The organism is Halorientalis regularis (genome assembly GCF_023698535.1).
In the GTDB taxonomy this organism is placed as follows: Archaea; Halobacteriota; Halobacteria; order Halobacteriales; family Haloarculaceae; genus Halorientalis; species Halorientalis regularis.
On record NZ_JALJCL010000004.1, the window covers coordinates 183,854 to 201,659 of the forward strand.

A 17,806-nucleotide genomic window follows, 5' to 3' on the forward strand; every position below is an offset into this window, starting at 1 on the left:
GCGCCGATCCCCGTCCGTTTTGTAGCCGCTGGCTGAATGGCACGTATGGCCAAACAGCCACATCTGCTGGTCGAACCGGGCGACCTGGCGAACGTCGCACTCCTGCCGGGCGACCCCGGGCGCGTCGACCGCATCGCCGACGCCTGCGACGAGGCGACGACGGTCGCACAGAACCGCGAGTACAAGGTCGTCAACGCCACCTACGAGGGCCGTGACCTCACGATCTGTTCGACCGGTATCGGCTGCCCGTCGGCAGCCATCGCCGTCGAGGAACTCCACGCCGTCGGCGTCGAGACCGTGATCCGGGTCGGCACCACGGGTGCGCTCCAGGCCGGGATCGAAATCGGCGACATGGTCGTCGCGACCGGCGCGGCCAAAGACGAGGGAACGACCGGCCGCTACGAGGCCGACACCGTGCCCGCGGTGCCGGACTACGACGTTCTCTCGGCGCTCGTCGATGAGGCCGAAGTCAATGGTGAAGACGTACACGTGGGGCCGGTGGCCACGGACGACGCCTTCTACGCGGAGACGGACGAGTACGTCCGGGCCTGGGAGGCCGCCGGCCTGCTGGCCGTCGAGATGGAGGCGGCAGCGATTTTCTCGCTGGCCCGCCGGAAGGGGATGGCCGCCGGCGCGATCTGCACCGTCGACGGCAACCTGGTCGAGGGGACACAGAAAGGCGAGACCGACGACGACGAACTCCCCGAGAAGGCGAGAAACAACGTCGAGCGGGCGATCCGGATCGCGCTCGACGCCGCGACGGCGCTGTAGCGGTCACGGGATCGGCGCGCGGTTTTTGTGTCCGGCTTCGAAAGGGGTGGGTATGCGCGACCGGGTGCGTGAGCGACTCGCCGCGGCCCGAGCGCGGGTCCGCCGGTTCGAGCGCCGCGAAGTGTGGACGATCCGCCGCTGGCTCGAGAACACCCGCAACCTGGTCCACTTGTCGGTGCTGGTGTTCGTTCCCCTGCTCATCGCAGCGGTCACCTGGATCTCGAACGCCGTCTCCGTGCTGCCCTTCCTGCTCTTTCCGCCGCTGGCCTCGGGGACGTACATGCTCTTCGCCAGACCGGAGAGCGAGTTCGCCTCGCCGACGCGGTTCGTCGGTGGCCTCACCGTCGGCGCGTTCTGTGGCTGGCTCGCGTACGGTGTCGCGACCGCCCTGTGGGCGGCACCCGGGCGAACGACGGTCGATCCCGGTGCCGCGGCGTTTTCGGTCTTCCTCACGGGGCTGGTGACTTGGCTGCTCACGGTCGAGGAAGCCTCCGCGTACTCCAGTGCCCTGCTGGTCCACGTCATCGACGTCAGCAGCGCCAACTCGATCACGCTCGACGTGGTGACGGGCCTGTCGGTGACGCTGACGCCGCGGCTGGCTTACGTCGGGAGCGTCCTCGTCTCCTCGACGCTGGTCGCCGGCGTCTTCCTGCTCTGGCGGGAGACCTTCTTCGAGGAGCGGGCCCGCTATCTCTACCAGTCGACGAAGGGCGACGACCACGTGCTGGTACCGATGCGGACCGACGACGCCGAGGCGACGGCGATGCTGGCCGCGAAACTCGCCGCCGCCCACGAAGCCGGGAAGGTCGTCCTGCTGGATGTCGTGGACGACGAGCAGGTAGCCGCCGCCGAGCGACAACTGCTCGACGGAACGGCTGGAGTTCGGATGGACGGTGGTCCCGCGAGTGATGCGAGCGGGCCCTCGTCGGAGCCACGGTCCGAGGGTAGCCGTCCCGACGACCCCGAGGCGGGCATCGACGCCGGCGACTCGGATTCAGCGGCCTCCGAGGAGGAACTCGACGCGGAGACGCTCGACGAGATGGCCGAACACCGCGCCGCATCGAGCGCCGTCGAACGACTGGAGGAACAGGCCGCACAGGTCGAGACGAAAGTCGGCGTCCCCTGCGAGGTCGTCGTCGCCACGGCCGGCGGGACGCCCGCGTCGACGGTTATCTCGACCGCACACGAGACCAACTGCGATCTGATCGCGACGCCGTACGAACAGCGCCACGGGAGTCTCTCGCCGTTCGTTCGACTCCTCTTTCGGGGCGACGTGGACGTGCTGGTCCATCGCTCCTGTGCGGGGCGGACGCGCTGGCACCGCGTCCTCGTGCCGGTCCGTCGGGCCGGCGACGTGGCCCACGCGATGATCGACTTCGCGCTCCGGTTGGCCGGCCGGACCGGGCACGTCGGCGTCGCCAACTGCCTGCAGGGTGACGGCAACCGTCGCCGCGCCGAGAACATGCTCTCGGATCTGGTCGAGCCCTTCGAGGGCTCGCTCGAAACGCGGGTTTCGAGTGCTCCCATCGAGGACTTCCTGTCGGCGAACGCGACGAACTACGATCTGGTGTTCATGGGCGCGAGCACGGATCGAAGTCGCGCCTCGCGGCTGGTCTCGCCGCCCACCTTCGAGCGTATCCGCGATCTGGACTGTGACGTAGCTATCGTCGACCGCAACCGCTGAGGATCACTCGCCGGCCGCGCTCCCGCCGGAACTGTCGAGCAACTGGTCGGCAACGGTCTCGACGTTCTCGTCGCCCAGCGCCGACTCGACCAGCAGGTGGCCACCGATGACTGCGGGGCTGATGACCGTGTCCGCACCCGCGCGTCTGAGTTTCTCGACGTTCTCGCGGTCGGTCGCGCCCGCGACCACCCGGATGTCGGCGTTGAGTGACTTCGCGGTGAGGATCGCCAGCGCGTCGTTGGCGTCGTTGTTGGTCGCCGCGACGACCGCGCGGGCGTCCTCGATGCTCGCGCGCTGGAGCGGTGCCTCGTCGCTGGGATCGGCCGACAGCACCGCGATGTCGCGGGCGTTGAGCTCCGCCGCCGCCTCCTGGTCCGGAGTGATGACGACGAAGGGGACCGTGCCGTCGAGTTCGTCGATGATCGGTTCCGTCAGGTCGCCGTAGCCGAGGACGATCACGTGGTCCTCGAGCAGTTCGAGTTGTCGTTCTGTCATGGTACCGAGTGCCTGTGCGAACCGCGCTTCTATGGCTGGGCCGAGTAGCGACCCCAGTGCGAGCGTGAAACTCGCCACCCCGAGGATCAACACGGAGATCGAGAACAGGCGGGCCTGCTGTGTGGTGGGAATCGCATCGCCGTACCCGACCGTGCTGGCGGTGACGATGGTGTAGTACACCGCGTCGAGGATGGTCTCGACGTTGTTGAAGTCCTCGCTGAGTCGGTAGGTGCCGGCCGTCCCGTAGACCATCGTGCCGAGGAGGGCAGCCGTCGCGGCGAGTTGGGTCGTCGACAGGTCGATCTGCCGGTCGAACCGGCGGTAGTTGAGCAAGACGAACGGAATCGAGAGCAGGGAGAGCGCGATCAGCGGCGTCGAGGCCACGCTGGATTGGGCCAGTCCCTGGACCGCCGTCACGGGCAACAGCAAGACGGTCGAGTACCACGCGACCCGAAGTCCGCGGCGGAGTCCGAGGACGCTTCCGAGCATCAGAAATCCGGTGAGCGCGCCCGTGAACCCGGCCGCACGTTCCAGATCCTCCGGAACGTACGCCGCGACCGATTCGTCGACGCCGGTGGTCCCGATTTTGACGACGCCAGTCGTAAACGAAAGCACCGCGACGAGCGTCACGAGAACCATCGTCACACGAGCACCGAGCAACACGCGCCGGGACGCCATGCTCCTCCGTCCGACGTGAGCGCGGATAAAACCGCCGACCCGGACGCTCCATCCGGCGGTACTGGTTTGTACGAGGCGGTCCCAGCCAGTCCATGGCCTCGCTCCCAGTCGAAGTTCTGCTGGGCATCTATCTCGGCTTTCTCACTGGTATCATCCCTTCGCTTGTCGCGTGGACGCTCGGCTTCGGATTCAAATACTTCACCGGCGTCTCCATCCCCGGGTTCGGTGTGGTTGTGCTTGCGGTCGCGCTGGCGGGCGTCAGCGGCGGTTTGCTGGCGCTCGCGGATCCGACCGTCACCCAGTCGACCAACGCACCGACGCTGGTGACCGCCATCCTGGTGGTGACGGCGCTGTCGCTGTACGCCCACGCCAAGGGCGACCAGCTCGGCGCGAACGCCCCCCGGAAACTCTCACTGTCGAAACTCCGCGAGCGCACGCTCTCGCGGGATCTCGCTGACCTCGTGGCGGGCGGTCAGGTCCGTATCGACGTGGTCGGCGACGTGTCGGACATGGAGGGGTACCCGCCGCTGTCCGACGACCTCCGGACCGAGATCCGCGAGGCCGAGTACACCTTCCCGGCGGACCTGCGTGTCGCGGAACTGGAAGAACGGGTCGCCGAACGGCTCCGGACGGAGTTCGACCTCGGGGACGTGACGGTGACCATCGACGAACGCGGCCGGGCGTCGGTCGCGGCCGCACCGCCCTTCTCGGGGCTCTCGAAGCGCGTCCCGGCGGGCGAGCGGGCCGTGTCGGTCGACGCCCTCATTCCGACCGGGCTGGCCCGGGGCGACGAGGTGACGCTCATCACGGCCGACGCGCAGGTCAGTGGAACGGTCGTAAGCGCGAAATCGGCCGACCCGGCGGCCGACAAGCGCCTGACTGCGCCGACGACGCCCGCACACGTCGATGACGACGACGCGGAGTCGACCCCGCGGGCCGTGCGAGCGCCGACGACGGCTGGCGGTGAGGGGCGACTCACGGCTGCGGTCACCCGGACCGACGCGGAGCCGCTGGTCCGGGCCGACCGGGCCCGCGTCGTCGTGGAAGCACGGGGAACCCGGCTGGAGTACGAACTCATCTCCCTGCTCCGGCGCAGTGGCAAGCGGTTCCGCCGGTTCACCGTCGCCGCCGAGAGTGCCCTCGACGGCGTGACGCTCGGGGCTGCCAGCGCCCGGGAGACACACGGTGTGGCGATACTGGCTGTCAGGAAACCGACGGGCTGGCAACTGGTCCCACAGGGGACGACCGCGCTCGCCGGCGGCGACGAGGTGTTCGCGGTCGGGCCGCCCGACAACCTCGACGCGTTCGCGGAGGTGGTCGCGTGATGGTCCAGACGGTCACGCTGTTCGACCGGCTAGTACTCGCACTCGCGAAACTGGTCGGCCTGGCCGTGCTGGCGGGCGTCCTCTCGGGAATCGTCGCACTGCTGTACCGGTGGTATACGCGCGACCGGATCCAGCGTGGCCTCCCCGTCCTGGTGGGACTCGGCGGTGTCGCGGTCTCGTTGAACACGATGACGGCACTCGGCCAGGTCATCGCGCCGACGACTGGCGGTACCAACCCCCTCTCGCCGGAAACCGCGCTGTTCAATATCGCGGCCGTCGTCGTCGCGAGTCTCGTCGCGGCCGGGGCCGTCGACGTGGGCGACCGCTTCGGCAACGACCTCTTTGCCGCGACCGGCAGCACGAGCGTCGAAGGCGAGGTCAGTCGCGTCGTCGAGGCGGTCGGCCGCGTGATCGCGGTCGACCTCCCCGAGGAGATCGACGACATCGTCGGCTACGATCCCGTCGCCGCCGAGACCAAAGAGCAACTCGCCGGCCGGACCTTCCTCTTTCCCAAGCGGCTGACCGTCGCGGATCTGGAAGACCGCCTGCGGACCCGGATCAAGGGTGATTTCGGTGTCGGCCACGTCGACGTGGACCTCGCCGACGACGGCACCGTCGAGTACCTCGCCATCGGTGCGCGGGTCGCGGGGATCGGCCCGACGCTCCCGCCCGAGACCGCCGCCGTCGCTGTCCAGGCCGACCCCGCCTTCGCCGCCAGCTCCGGTGACGTGGTGCAGGTGTGGCGACCCGCCCCCTTCGAGCGGGTCACGACCGCCGAAGTGCGGGGGATCGCCGGCGACACCGTGACCCTGGCCGTCGACGCCGCCGACACGCCCAAACTCGACGCCGAGACCGAGTATCGCCTGATCACGCTGCCCGTCGAGTCCCGGACCGACCGGGAGTTCGCCTCCCTCCTGCGGGCCGCCGAGGAGACCATGAGCGTCGTCGAGGTCGAGACGGGGAGCCCGCTGGTGGGCCAGCCTATCGGCTCGCTCGACGTGGCGGTGATCGCGATTCGGCCGGCCGACGGCGGCATCGAGGCGCTCCCGAACCGGAACCACGTCCTCGCGGTCGAGGACGCGGTCTACGCGGTCGCCAAACCCGAACGGCTCCGCAAGCTCGAAGCCGCCGCAAAGGGGGCCGACCCGGCCGCGACGCGGGTCGAAGCGGCCGACACGAGCGACGACGACTGACGGGCGGTTCGACCCTGGGAGAACCGGTGTCCGTCCGAGCGGGCGCGAGCCCGCGAGCAGCGAGGTCGACGACCGAAGGGCAACGGCTTTTGCCGCCGCGGCCGCTCCTCCGGGTATGGAGTGGAAGCTGTTCGCCAGTCTCAAGGAGGTCGTCGGTCAGTCCGAGGTCGAGGTCGACGTACAGCCGGGCGCGACGTTCGGCGACGCGCTCGACGCACTGCTGGAGGCCAATCCCGAACTCGCCGAGGAAGTGCTGAACGACGACGGCGAGTTGCGCGACCACATCCGCGTCCTCCACAACGGGGACAACCCCTTCGTCTCCGGCGAGGGCCGGGATACGGAACTGGAAGCGGGCGACGAACTCGCACTGTTCCCGCCGGTCAGCGGCGGATGAAGTTAGGACCGACGCGTGCTGTCACCGCCCGCTCAGGTCCGCTTCCAGCACGAAATCGGGGTCCTCGCCGAGTTCGACGCCCGCGTACGCGGCGTCGCTGACCGCCCGGGCAGTCTCGGGGATCAGCACGCGCGTCCGGTCCGCGCCGACCGCGGCGGCGTCCCGAGAGATCGCGGCGAACAACGTCCGAGCGGCGGGCACGTCCGCCCACGCGGCGACGCCGTACTCGGCGATTCGCGCGTCACCCTCGCCGGGTTCGTAGTCCCGAACTCTGTAGGCCATCCCGCGGGTCCCGCTGCCGTCCTCCTGCACCGCGAACACGGCGGTCTCGTCGGCGAGTCGCCGGAGGTCCGCGCGAGTCAGTTCCCGGACGGCCCAGGACTCGTCGGGGGCCAGCGCCAGCCCCTGAAGCGCCCGATTGGCGTCGCTCCGTCGCCAGCAACTCCAGGCGGCGTCCGCGTTATCGGTGATCTCGTGGTCCGTGTCGACGCTCGCACCGGCGTCGGGTTCGGGGTGGGCCCACCGGAACTCGGAGACCGGCTCGAAGCCGATGCCCCGCGAGGTCCCAATCCCCTGTGCGTTCCAGGAGAACACGAGGTTGCGACAGACGGCCGCGCCCTGCTCGGCTGCCCAGTCGAAGACCGCCCCAGTGAGTCGGTGGGCCAGACCCAGCCCGCGGGCGTCGGGGGCGACGCGCATCCCCTGCGCCCACCCCTCGTACTCGGAGAGCATGACGCCCTGCAGGACGCCCGCGGGGTCACCGTCGACCGTCGCGACGAACGTCCGCTGGTCGGGGCCGTCGCTCTCGACCCACTCGGGGAACACGCGAGGCAGGTAGTCGCTCACGTCGCGGTCCGGCCAGGTGTCCTCGGTGAAGGCGACGATCCCGTCGTGGTCGTCGGCGCGGGCCTGCCTGACGCGGACGGTCGGATCGACCGCCTTCTCGCCGCTCTCGTCGGCCATCTCAGGTCCAGGGCCGCGACTGGGCCCGGATCTCGCCGGCCAGGGACTCTCGCATGGCCCGGGCGGGGTCGTCGGCGTTCGCCAGCACCCACATCAACTTCACCTTCGCCGTCCCCGGGAGCATGTCCTCGCCCTCGATCACGCCGGCGTCGAGCAGGTCGCGCCCGGTGTCGTACACCCGATCACAGACCCGCCCTTCCAGACACTGACTGGTCATCACGACGGTGGTGCCCGCGTCGGTCACGGCCTCGACCGTCTCGATCCAGTCGGTGTCGACGTGGCCCAGTCCTGTCCCCTCGATGACGACGCCGGCCGCGCCGTCCGCCGCGGTTTCGAGCATCGCGGGGTCGGTGCCGGGCGTGAACTTCACGAGGCTCACGTCGGTCGCCAGGTCGTCCTGCAGCGTGAGGTCGGTCTCGCCGCGCCCGGCGTACTCGCGGCGGAACGTGATCTCCTCGGTGTCGTAATCGACCTCTCCCAGTGGCTTCGCCCCGACGGTCTCGAAGGCGTCCCGCCGGGACGTGTGGTTCTTCCGGACCCGGGTGCCCCGGTGGAGCGCACACCGCTCGTCGGCCTCGTCGGCGTGCATACAGACCATGACCTCGGCGCAGTCGGATTTCGCCGCTTCGACCGCACAGACGGCGTTCATCACGTTGTCCGAGGACGGCCGGTCGGCCGACCGCTGACTGCCCGTGAAGACGATGGGGACGGGCGTGTCCAGCATGAACGCCAGCGCGGAGGCGGTGAACTGCATCGTGTCGGTGCCGTGCATGACGACGACGCCGTCCGCGCCGGCCTCGATCTCCTCGTTCACGGCGCGTGCCAGGTCCTGCCACACGCCGGGCGTCATGTTCTCGCTCAGGATGTTGGCGACGACCCGGCCGCGGTAGTTCGCGCGGCCGGCCAGGTCCGGCACCGCCCGCAGCACGTCCTCGGCGTCGAACTGGGCGGTCACCGCGCCCGTCCGGTAGTCGACCGTCGAGGCGATGGTCCCGCCGGTCGAGATCAGCGAGATCGTCGGCAGGTCGTCGTCGAACTCGATGGCCGACTCGCCCTCGGCGTCCTGTGCGCCTTCCACGTCGTAGGTGTCGGCTTCGAGTACCTCGACCGACGCCGCGTCCCGGTCGACGCCGACGTTGTAGCCGCTCTCCAGTTTGACGACGAGGTTCTCGGCGGTCGTCGAGGGCAGCAAGACGCCCTCGTAGCTCTGGTCCGCGCGCTCGACGCGGACCCGGTCCCCTGGGTTCATACCCGAGCGTACCGCGTGCCCGGACTTGAAACCATCCTTCCGACCGGCCCGCGGGAAAAGACTCACGTCGCCCCGCGGGGAACGTCTCCTATGGCCGAACGTTCCGACCAGCGGACCCGGCCGGACGAGTCCGTCGAGGAGCCACTCGACGAGGCGTCGTTCGGACTCGACGACGAGCCACCGGTCGAGACCGACACCGGGCCGTCCACGCCGGACGAGACCGGCAGTTCCGGCCTCACCGGCCGACTCGGGGCGGCCGTCCGTGCGCCGTTCGGCGCGGTCGCGTCGCGTCTGCGGTCGCCCTTCGAGGGGCTGTTCTCGCTCCGCGCGTTCCTGCTCTTGCTGGTCACCAGCGTCGCCGGCATGCTGCTGGCGGGCACGGTCCTCCCCTTCGGCTCTATCGGCGGACTCGTCGGGATCGCCGCGGCGACGTTCGCTGCCGGCCTCGCGGGCGAGCGGTCCCGCTACGTCGAGGCGTCGGCCAGCGGCGCGCTCGCGTCGGGGATCAGCTGGTTGCTCGGGAATCTGGTCCTGACGGCGGTCGGACCGGGCGTCCCGCTCGTCGCCGTCGGCGTCGGATTCGGTGTCCTCGCGGCGCTGCTCGGGCACTACTTCGGCCGGGACCTGCGGTCCGGGCTGACCCGTGACCTCTAGTCGGTGAGCCGCCACTGCTCGCCGTCGCGGGCGAGCAGATCGTTCTCCTCGAGTTCGGCCAGCGCCTCGCGGACGACCGGTGGGGGTGCTTCGACGCCCTCGACGATCTCGTCAGTGGTCGCCGGTTCCTCGACCAGTTCGCTCAATACGTCGGCGTAGAGGCGGGTGTCGTCCACGTCCAGCTTCTCGCCGAGCTGTTCCATGACGGCGGCGAGTCGCCCCTGGACCCACCGCTGGGCCATCGACAGCTCGTTTTCCAGCTGTTCGAGCCGCGCCAGTTCCGTCGCCACGTCGCGGATATCGCTCGGATCACGCGTACTCACGTCGATTTTCAGGTGGCGACAGCTGGCGGTCACGTCGAGGCTCTGGCTCGCGGGGTAGGCGCTTTTCGCCCCGAACCCGTACGGCGAGACGCTGACCTCCAGCCGGAGGTTCTGTGAGATGAAGTAGTACTTCCGTCGCTGGTCGTCGGTCCGGCTCTCGACCAGGTCGGCCTCTTCGAGTTTCCGGAGGTGGTCGATGACCGCTTTCGGACTCACGCCGAGGTACTCGCTGATCTCGGTCACGTAGCAGGGCTTCCGAGCGAGCAGCCGCAGGATCCGTCTGCGGTTCTCGTTTCCCAGGAGGTTGAGTAACTCGGCCGAATCCATTTACCGAACGTAAGCGATGACCAGTGAAAAGGCTAACTGGCCGCGGTCAGGTGCGGCCGGGCGGTCCGCCGCCGGTGTCGCCACCCCCGGCGGGGCCCGCAGGTCCGCCGTTTCCGGGGCTGTCCGAGCCAGCGGCCGATCCACCGCCCGCCTCGCCGGCACCGTTGCCCGCCTCGTCGGCTCCGCTCCCGGTGTCGTCGGCGGTGTCGCCCTGGTCCGCGTCGTCGGATCCGTCGGCCGAGCCTGCCGATCCGCGATCACTGCTGTTTGCTCTCCGGTCGGCCGGTGACTCACCGTCCGTCGACGGTTCGGTCTCTTCGTTACCGGGTGGCCCGTCGTGCCGGCCGCGGTCGGCCGGCGGTCCCGGCTGGTCGTCGTTCGTTACGTTCGTCGACGGCCCCACACCCTCGGGCGGGCCAGCCTGTCCCGGGCCTCGGTCGTCGGGCGGTCCAGCGTTACCGGGCCCCCTGTCTTCCGGCGGGCCGGCGTGATCTGGCCGACCCACGCCGAGTTCACGCGCGACGGCCGCGACCTCCTGCCCGCTCAGGTTCCGGGCCTGCGTCCGGAGCCGATCGAGTTGCGACGTGTTCACACCCACGGCCCGCGCTCGGTCGCCCGTCTCGTTGATCGACTCGTCGAGCGCGTTCAGCTCCGCGGTGAGCCGGCTCGCCCGTGCTCTGTAGGCCACCCGTGGGATCGTACCGTTCTCGTATTTCGCCTGGAGGTCCGACATGCGCTCGCGCAACCGCTCGCTCCGGCGCTCCAGTCGGTCGATGCGGGACTGGACGACGGCCGGCCGCTCGTCAGCCTCGGACCGGTTGAACTCGGCGGCCCACATCCCCGCCTCGACGGAACTGTCCGTCTCCGCGCTGCTCGCCTGCATGAACGAGGAGATCCGGGCCCCGAGACTCACGTTACTCGCCGTCTCGTTGGTTCCGTTCGTCTGGACCGCCGACGCCCCGTCGCTGGCCGGTGCGATGCCGCCGACGGCACCGAACACCGGGACGGCGACCAGGGCGACGCCGACCACGACGGCGACCGCGGCCAACAGTGTCCCACGAGCACTCATACTGACCGTATCTATACCGGTAACCCACAAAAAAGCGGAGATCCGTTCTCACTGTTCACCCGACCCCTCTCACGACCCCAGACCGTCCAATAGCGTTTACACGCCCCGCTCCACCGTCCGCTCCCGAAACCGCCCCAGTCGACCCGTCGGCGACGACACTCTCGCCGCCCGCGTTTCCCGTCCCCGCGCGCCCCGACGCCCGAAACCCGCTGAAAGCGCGACGACATAAGGGCTCCGGCCAAGGTTTTTCTACGGTGATGTGGTAGGTGTCACCGTATAGCATGTTTGAGCGGTTTTCGAGCGGGTACTACCTCGGCCGGTTGTACGTGACGCCGGGCGAGAGTGAGACCGCAGCCATCAGTCGGGACCAACACGAGCGCGTCAACGAGCAACTCTACGCCGACGGCGAGGGCGTCGAGCGACTCGACAGACCGCTGGTGATGAAAGTCGACGAACGACACTTCCCCGTGACCGGCGCGGACGACGTGCCACAGGACACACTCGCAGTGCCACCGTCGGTGCTCGAAGACACGCGCGTCCGAAACCCACCGGCGCTCACGGAGGTCTTGCTGGCCAAGGCCGACCGCGCCCGACAGTTATTGACCATGACTGGGGGGAGCGTCGCCGTCGACGACCTCGAGGACGGCCCGGGCGGCCCCGCAATTTAAGCCCCCTCCGCTGTCCTGTCCGGTGATGCTCGACGAGCTGCTGGGGCGTGCCGACCTCAAAGAGCGCATCGCGGAGCTAGAGGAGGACAAGCGCCACCTCGAACGACAACTGGAGGCCGAACAGGAGCGCCGCGCCGACGCTGCCAGCGCTCGACAGGAGGCTCAACAGCGGGCCAACCGCCTCGAAGACCGGATCGCCGATCTGGAGGGCACCGTCGACCGCCTCCAGGACGAGGAGGCGTCGCTCGACTACCGCCGCCGCGAACAGCTTCGGGATGAGCGTCTGACTGCGGTGCTGGACCGCCTCGAATCGGTCGACACCGGTCCCGAGGGCGCGTTGACGGCCTACGTCGCCGACGACACCCCCGACGCAGTGCGTGACGGCTTCGGGAAGCGTGCGACGCTGGTATCCGAGGCGACGCCCTGCCTCGCGGTGACCGACGACGCCGGCCTCGTCAGCGCGACCCTCTCGGTCCCGGCCCCACCGGACCCGTTCGCCGAGTGGGGCGACGGGTTCCAGTTCGACCGGACCTGGTTCGAACCCGATGCCCAGTTCACCCTCGCACTGATCCGGTCGGACCTGTTCGCCATGGGCGAGTACGACGGCCGCGAGCGGACCGCGTTCCACGGCTTCGACTCCGATCTCAAGAGCCAACACTCAAAGGGTGGGTTCTCGCAGGCCCGGTTCGAGCGACTGCGCGACGAACAGATCGACTCGCACGTCGATCGCTGTCTGGAGGCGCTCGACGAGCGGACGACCGACCCGCTGTACGTCGTCGGCGAGCGGACGGTCCTCACGGAGTTCTCGTCGGTGGCGGACGTGACCGCCACGGTCGACGCCACCGGGGACCCCGAACCCGCGCTGAATGATGCCTTCCGTGACTTCTGGACGGTGCAGTTGCGTGCTATCTGAGCCGGGTCGCGAGCAGACCGCAACTCACGATGACCAGGGCGACCAGGGCCGTCGCGGGCGAGAAACCCGGGCCGACCGCGTCGGTGACCGTCACCACGCCCGTCGAGTTGTCGGTCGACTCGGGGGTCGTGGTGCTGGCGTCGGTCGGACTCTCGGGTGCGGTCGTGTCGGTTGCGGGCTCGTCAGGCGTGTCGGGCGTCTCGTCCGTCGTGGGAGCGGAGTCGGTCGGTTCGTTCGGTGTCACGTCGTCCGGTGTATCGGCCGTGGGTGTGTCGGGCGTGTCGACCGTCCCTTCGTCGACAGGTGAGTCCGTCTCGAGTGCGGCTGCTCTGACCGAGTCCGAGAGTGGCGTGACCGACAGCGGGACCGGGAACGCGCCGCTACGGAGCGTCGCGGCCAGTTGTCGAGCTTCCGCCGTGGTTTGGGCGATGAGAAAGACCGAGGGGTCTTCGTCGTACTCCTGGAAGTTGATGGCCCAGGCGATGTCCCCGCCCAGCGACCGCGCGGAGACGAACTCGCCGTTGAAGTAGGTGTAGATGCAGTACCCCTGGGCCGTGTCGGGGTTCTCGGCCGCGTCGTCGGGACAGGCCGTGACGCCATCCTCGGTGAACCCGGCGCGTTTCACCGTCGCGGCGGCTTCACGGGCCGCTTCGACGCCGAGGAACACCTCGACGGTCGGCCGATCCGTGAAGGCCCGACTCGCTCGGGCTTCCCCGATGCGGACGAAGTCCTCGTTTTCGAGGATGGTCGTCTCTCGGTAGACCGTCTGCCCGTTGGTCGTGGCCGGATAGTGCGCGATGATCTCGATTCGACCCTGGTTCCGGAGAATCGCACCGACCTGGGTTCGGTTCGCGCCCGTGACGACGACGTGTGGAATGCCGTCGACGGTGACGGTCTTCGCGGTCGCGTCGATCCGCCGCATATCGAGTCTGGCCTGCAGGACCCGGACGACGGCCGTCCGCGTCCGGTCGGTGGCTCCCCGGCGCACCGCGTTCGGCGAGAACCCGGCCGCGGCGACCCCGTCCGCGATGGCGGCCGTCGACAGGTTCGGACCGAACACCTCGGCCGTCCCGTTCGCCGGTTGCAACAGGACGTTGTCGGTCGGAACGCTGAGGTTCGCGGCCACGGTTCGACGGGTCCGCTCCGTCGCGTTCTCGTCTATCGCGAGCCCCGTGACGGTCCAGGTGTTAATTTCGACGCCGACGGCCGTCTCGTTTCCGTCGGTCGTGGACTGTGCGCCCGCCGCCGGCGTGGCGACGAGTGTGAGTACTAAGATGCCCCCACCAGGAGCGCTGTCGTTAGACGGCGCATACCGAACTGTCACGCAATATCTATACAAAAAGATGGGTGTAGTGTTTATGCCCGAGCCACGAGACGGGTCGGGTATGAACGTCGCCGTTCTCGCCCACGAGCGGTTCCCCGACCGCGCCAAGACCGCCGTCGGCGTCCTCCGATACGCCGACTACGACGTGACCGCCGTCCTCGACCGCGACCGCCCCGGCGAGCGGGTCGCCGACCACCGCCCGGACGTGCAGGACGCCCCAATCGTCGCCGGCATCGACGATGTCCCTGAGCCCGTCGATGCGATGGTGATCGGGGTCGCCCCCATCGGCGGTGACTTCGACGAGTCCTGGCGACCCGACGTGCGCGAGGCCATCGAACGCGGGTGTGACGTGCTCTCCGGCCTGCACTACTTCCTCGCCGAGGACGACGAGTTCGCCGCCCTCGCCGACGACCACGGGGTCTCCCTCCGGGACCTGCGCCGGCCGCCCGCGGATCTGTCAGTCGCCGACGGTCGCGCCCGCGAGGTCGACGCCGACGTGGTACTCACCGTCGGGACGGACTGTTCGACCGGGAAGATGACTACGAGCGCCGAACTCGTCGCGGCCGCCCGCGAGCGGGGGATCGACGCCGCCCTGATCCCGACCGGCCAGACCGGCGTCCTGATCGAGGACTGGGGGATCGTCGTCGACCGCGTCCCGAGCGACTTCGTCGCTGGCGCGGTCGAGCGGCTGGTCCGCGAGCGCGGCGACGACCACGACCTGCTGGTCGTCGAAGGCCAGGGGTCGATCACCCACCCGGCCTACTCGGCGGTGACCTGTAGCATCCTCCACGGGGCGATGCCCGACGCGCTCGTCCTCTGTCACGAGGCCGGTCGCGAGGCGATTCACGGCTACGAGGAGTTCCCTATCCCGCCCGTCGCCGAGGTCCGTTCGCTGTACGAGGATCTGGCCGCGCCCGTCGCGGACACAACCGTGGCCGCCGGCGCGCTGAACACGAGCGGACTGGCCGACGCCGACGCGAACCAGGCGGTCGTCGAGTACGCCACGGCCATCGACGCGCCCGCGACCGACCCCGTTCGCTTCGGGGCCGACGAACTGCTCGATGCAGTGCGATGACTCTCGCCACCGCCTTCGACTGGCACGACCTCGAACTGGACGAACCCTTCGGGATCTCCCGTGGAACGACGACCGTCTCCGAGAACGTCGTCGTCCGGGTGGAAGACGAGGCGGGCCATCGCGGCGTCGGCGGCGCGGCCCCGGCCGACTACTACAGCCCGTCCCGCGAGGCGATCACCGACGCGCTCCCCGACCTGCTGGCGGCCGTCGCGGACTGTGACCCGCACAACCGCCAGCGGATCGCGCGCCGACTCGCCGCCGCCGCGGGCGGTCCCACCGCGCTCCCGGGAGCCCGGGCCGCCGTCAGTATCGCGCTGACGGACCTGGCCGCGAAGCGGGTCGACCTCCCGCTCTATCGGCTCCTCGGCCTCGATCCAGACCGCCCGATCACCTCCTCGTTCACCGTCGGCATCGACGACACCGACCGGATGGCCGAGCGGGCGGCACGCGCGGCCGAGACCTACGGAATCCTGAAACTCAAACTCGGGACCGACCGGGACCGGGAGATCGTCCGGGCCGTCCGCGACCGGGTGCCCGACGCGACGATCCGGGTGGACGCCAACGGGGCCTGGGACGCCGACGAGGCCGTGACGATGGCCCGATTTCTCGCCGACCAGGCCATCGAATTCGTCGAGCAACCCGTTCCGGCCGACGACCTCGCAGGGCTGGCCCGGGTCAGCGAGGACGGCCCCCTGCCGGTCGCCGCCGACGAGAGTTGCGTGGTCCCCGCCGACGTTCCCCGTGTCGCCGAGGCCGCCGACATCGTGGTGCTGAAACTCACGAAGAGTGGCGGCGTCTGGCCCGTCTTCCGGATGTGCCACGCCGCCCGCGCGTGCGGGCTTGACGTGATGTTGGGATGCATGACCGAGACCGACGCGTCCATCGCGGCCGCGGCCCACCTCACGCCGCTTTCCGACTACGCCGACCTCGACGGGGCGCTGTTGCTCGCCGAGGATGCCTTCGAAGGTATCGAGATGCCGGGCGGCGAGATCGACCTGTCGCGGGTCGACCGGGTGGGGACGGGTGCGCAGGAGCGGTGAGCGAGCGGGCGAGCCGGCCTCAGAGCCAGTCGGCGAAGGTATCGTGCTCCCGGGACAGCCGGGCGTACTCCGACTGCATCGTCGCGAGCGCCTCGTCGAGGCTCGCGCCCGCGTCCAGTTCTGCGCGGGCACGGCCGATCTTCCACTGGCTCGGAGTCGTCCGCTCGTCCCAGCGCGCTTCGAGTGGACCGAGGTAGCGGTCCGCGGTGGCGTCGTCGATGCCTTGCTCGGCGAGCCCGCGGCGAGCGAACTCGAAGACCTCGGGGAAGATGATCTCGCTGTCATCGGTCCGCTCGCCGTCCGCGGTGATCCAGGCCAGTTCGGCGTCGAGCCCGTTCTCGACGGCCGCGTAGAAACTCCGTTCCGCGGCGTCGTGGTCGAGGTCGCCCAGCGGGTGGTCGGCGGCGACGAGGCCCCGGAGGAGGCCGCCGACGAGCGCCTGAAAGCCCACGATGTCACGGATCGACGGCTGGGTCGGGAGCGGGCGGTACTCGATGCGGATCGAGCGGCGGCCGCCGATGCCGTCGACGTGATCGCCGCCGATGACCCCGCGAAGCCAGCGCCAGAAGGTCCCACGCTTGTGGTCGAACTCCCAGATCTCGCCGGTGAAGCCCTCCTCGGCTCCCTCGACCCACTCCGCGAGGAAGGGGGCCAGGAGTGGGTCATCGACGACGTAATCGACGGCGTCGGTGTCCGTCTCCAGGTCGTCGGGCACGCGAACCTTCGGCGGGTCGGTGTGGTTGACCGACTGCTCGAACGCCGCGATCCGGAGTTCGTGGTGGGTCTCGTCGAGCAGTGTCTCGGGGTCGACGCCGTCGTCGTACATGTCCCCCGGGAGGAACGGGGAGTTGGTCGCGAGCGCCAGCACCGGGCCGAGCGTCCGGATGCCGAGGTTGTGGTACCGCGGGAACTCGGTGGCGTCGGGGATCTGGACGTGCGGCTGAATCGACGTGGCCAGCGACTCGAACAGGATCGTCGGGAACTCGACGGTCGCGCCGGGCACGTCGAAGGGGACGGCCCCGCCGGCCAGGTTCACGCAGTGGCGGTCGATGGCCCAGTACCGCGGGACCGGCCGCATGTTCGCCGGGAGGTCGGTCCCGTCGTGGTCGTCGGTATCGCCGAGATACGCCACGCTCCCCTCGGCCGGCGGCGTCGTCCACATCGCGTCCAGTACGAGGTCACAGCCGTGATCGCGGGCCGCGGCCTGTGCCCGTTCCCACTGGGCCGCCAGCGCCTGCGCCTGTGCGTCGAGCCCGTCGGCCGTGAACGGGTCCGGATCGGTGTTCAACTCGGCGTTGTGAAGCCCCAGCTCCTTGTTGCACGCCTCGAAGACACCCTCGGGGATGGTCGTGAGTCGCCCGCCGTCGTCGACGGCGTACACTTCCAGTTCTAGCCCGATAGCGAACCCCTCGGTGTCGAGGTCGCCCTGCTCCAGCGCCGTTCTGAGAAATTCCGCTTGCTCGTCCACGCGGTCCTCGAATGCGTCCCGCGTCGCCGGAGAGAGCGACTGCCCCACCAGCTCGACCGGATCGGTCATTGCTAAAGAATCCCGAGAGCGAGGGATTCAGTGTTGCGGATTGCCCGCGCCCGCCGAACCACCACGCCGAGCCGGGGAACCGAACACGTTTCACCCCCGCTTTATTTAAAACACCTTTCTTTAC

The 17,806-nt window shown here is 69.4% G+C and carries 17 protein-coding genes; 10 read left to right on the top strand and 7 right to left on the bottom strand.

The genetic code is table 11. From position 1 onward, the window contains the following. Nucleotides 1-45: 45 nt before the first annotated feature. Both MU521_RS06735 and MU521_RS06740 read left to right on the top strand, forming a co-directional pair. Nucleotides 46-771, top strand: coding sequence for a guanosine phosphorylase (locus MU521_RS06735; protein ID WP_092688958.1), 726 nt, complete (start codon nt 46-48; stop codon nt 769-771). A 52-nt stretch (nt 772-823) separates the two neighbouring features. Further along, nucleotides 824-2,455: an HPP family protein gene (locus tag MU521_RS06740; RefSeq protein WP_092688961.1), complete on the top strand. Its 1,632-nt coding sequence runs from the start codon at nt 824-826 to the stop codon at nt 2,453-2,455. A gap of 3 nt (nt 2,456-2,458) precedes the next feature. Here the strand turns inward: MU521_RS06740 and MU521_RS06745 are convergent, their stop codons facing one another. Beyond that, nucleotides 2,459-3,628, bottom strand: coding sequence for an NAD-binding protein (locus tag MU521_RS06745; RefSeq protein ID WP_092688964.1), 1,170 nt, complete (start codon nt 3,626-3,628; stop codon nt 2,459-2,461). Nucleotides 3,629-3,720: 92 nt separating this feature from the next. Here MU521_RS06745 and MU521_RS06750 point away from each other — a divergent pair, with 92 nt between their 5' ends. The 3 genes from MU521_RS06750 (at nt 3,721) to MU521_RS06760 (ending at nt 6,540) form a co-directional block, all read left to right on the top strand. Beyond that, the gene (locus tag MU521_RS06750; protein ID WP_092688967.1) at nt 3,721-4,953 is read left to right on the top strand and encodes a potassium channel family protein; all 1,233 of its coding nucleotides are present in this window, start codon (nt 3,721-3,723) and stop codon (nt 4,951-4,953) included. Next, complete coding sequence (locus MU521_RS06755; RefSeq protein WP_092688970.1) at nt 4,953-6,146, top strand: TrkA C-terminal domain-containing protein; 1,194 nt, start codon at nt 4,953-4,955, stop codon at nt 6,144-6,146. The genes MU521_RS06750 and MU521_RS06755 overlap by 1 nt, the downstream gene beginning before the upstream one ends. A gap of 115 nt (nt 6,147-6,261) precedes the next feature. Beyond that, a complete protein-coding gene (locus MU521_RS06760; RefSeq protein WP_092688973.1) occupies nt 6,262-6,540 on the top strand; it encodes a ubiquitin-like small modifier protein 1 in 279 nt (92 codons plus the stop codon). A 21-nt stretch (nt 6,541-6,561) separates the two neighbouring features. Here the strand turns inward: MU521_RS06760 and MU521_RS06765 are convergent, their stop codons facing one another. Further along, nucleotides 6,562-7,503: a GNAT family N-acetyltransferase gene (locus MU521_RS06765; RefSeq protein ID WP_092688976.1), complete on the bottom strand. Its 942-nt coding sequence runs from the start codon at nt 7,501-7,503 to the stop codon at nt 6,562-6,564. 1 nt (nt 7,504) lies between these two features. Next, nucleotides 7,505-8,752, bottom strand: a complete 1,248-nt coding sequence (gatD, locus tag MU521_RS06770) for a Glu-tRNA(Gln) amidotransferase subunit GatD (RefSeq protein ID WP_092688979.1) — start codon at nt 8,750-8,752, stop codon at nt 7,505-7,507. 90 nt (nt 8,753-8,842) lie between these two features. On the opposite strand from gatD, the gene MU521_RS06775 reads away from it, so the two are divergent. Next, a complete protein-coding gene (locus tag MU521_RS06775; RefSeq protein ID WP_092688982.1) occupies nt 8,843-9,406 on the top strand; it encodes a DUF8526 domain-containing protein in 564 nt (187 codons plus the stop codon). Here the strand turns inward: MU521_RS06775 and MU521_RS06780 are convergent. Next, nucleotides 9,403-10,056 carry an ArsR/SmtB family transcription factor gene (locus MU521_RS06780; RefSeq protein WP_092688985.1) on the bottom strand — a complete coding sequence of 218 codons (654 nt, stop codon included), beginning with the start codon at nt 10,054-10,056 and terminating at the stop codon, nt 9,403-9,405. The genes MU521_RS06775 and MU521_RS06780 overlap by 4 nt on opposite strands. Before the next feature lie 46 nt (nt 10,057-10,102). After that, entirely contained in the window at nt 10,103-11,125 is a 1,023-nt protein-coding gene (locus MU521_RS06785; protein ID WP_092688987.1) for an ICP22 family protein, read from the bottom strand. A gap of 281 nt (nt 11,126-11,406) precedes the next feature. On the opposite strand from MU521_RS06785, the gene MU521_RS06790 reads away from it, so the two are divergent. Next, nucleotides 11,407-11,793: a DUF5802 family protein gene (locus MU521_RS06790; protein ID WP_092688990.1), complete on the top strand. Its 387-nt coding sequence runs from the start codon at nt 11,407-11,409 to the stop codon at nt 11,791-11,793. Between the two features lie 25 nt (nt 11,794-11,818). Next, a complete protein-coding gene (locus MU521_RS06795; RefSeq protein ID WP_092688993.1) occupies nt 11,819-12,706 on the top strand; it encodes a Vms1/Ankzf1 family peptidyl-tRNA hydrolase in 888 nt (295 codons plus the stop codon). Here the strand turns inward: MU521_RS06795 and MU521_RS06800 are convergent. Beyond that, complete coding sequence (locus MU521_RS06800; RefSeq protein WP_092688996.1) at nt 12,699-14,030, bottom strand: preprotein translocase subunit SecD family protein; 1,332 nt, start codon at nt 14,028-14,030, stop codon at nt 12,699-12,701. The two genes, MU521_RS06795 and MU521_RS06800, sit on opposite strands and share 8 nt — an antisense overlap. Nucleotides 14,031-14,091: 61 nt before the next feature. Here MU521_RS06800 and MU521_RS06805 point away from each other — a divergent pair, with 61 nt between their 5' ends. Both MU521_RS06805 and MU521_RS06810 read left to right on the top strand, forming a co-directional pair. Next, a complete protein-coding gene (locus MU521_RS06805) occupies nt 14,092-15,105 on the top strand; it encodes an N-acetyltransferase DgcN family protein (RefSeq protein ID WP_092688999.1) in 1,014 nt (337 codons plus the stop codon). Next, complete coding sequence (locus MU521_RS06810) at nt 15,102-16,145, top strand: dipeptide epimerase (RefSeq protein ID WP_092689002.1); 1,044 nt, start codon at nt 15,102-15,104, stop codon at nt 16,143-16,145. The genes MU521_RS06805 and MU521_RS06810 overlap by 4 nt, the downstream gene beginning before the upstream one ends. 19 nt (nt 16,146-16,164) lie before the next feature. Here the strand turns inward: MU521_RS06810 and MU521_RS06815 are convergent, their stop codons facing one another. Further along, nucleotides 16,165-17,682 (bottom strand): glutamate-cysteine ligase family protein, encoded by a 1,518-nt coding sequence (locus MU521_RS06815; RefSeq protein ID WP_092689005.1) that lies wholly within the window; start codon nt 17,680-17,682, stop codon nt 16,165-16,167. Between the last annotated feature and the right edge of the window lie 124 nt (nt 17,683-17,806).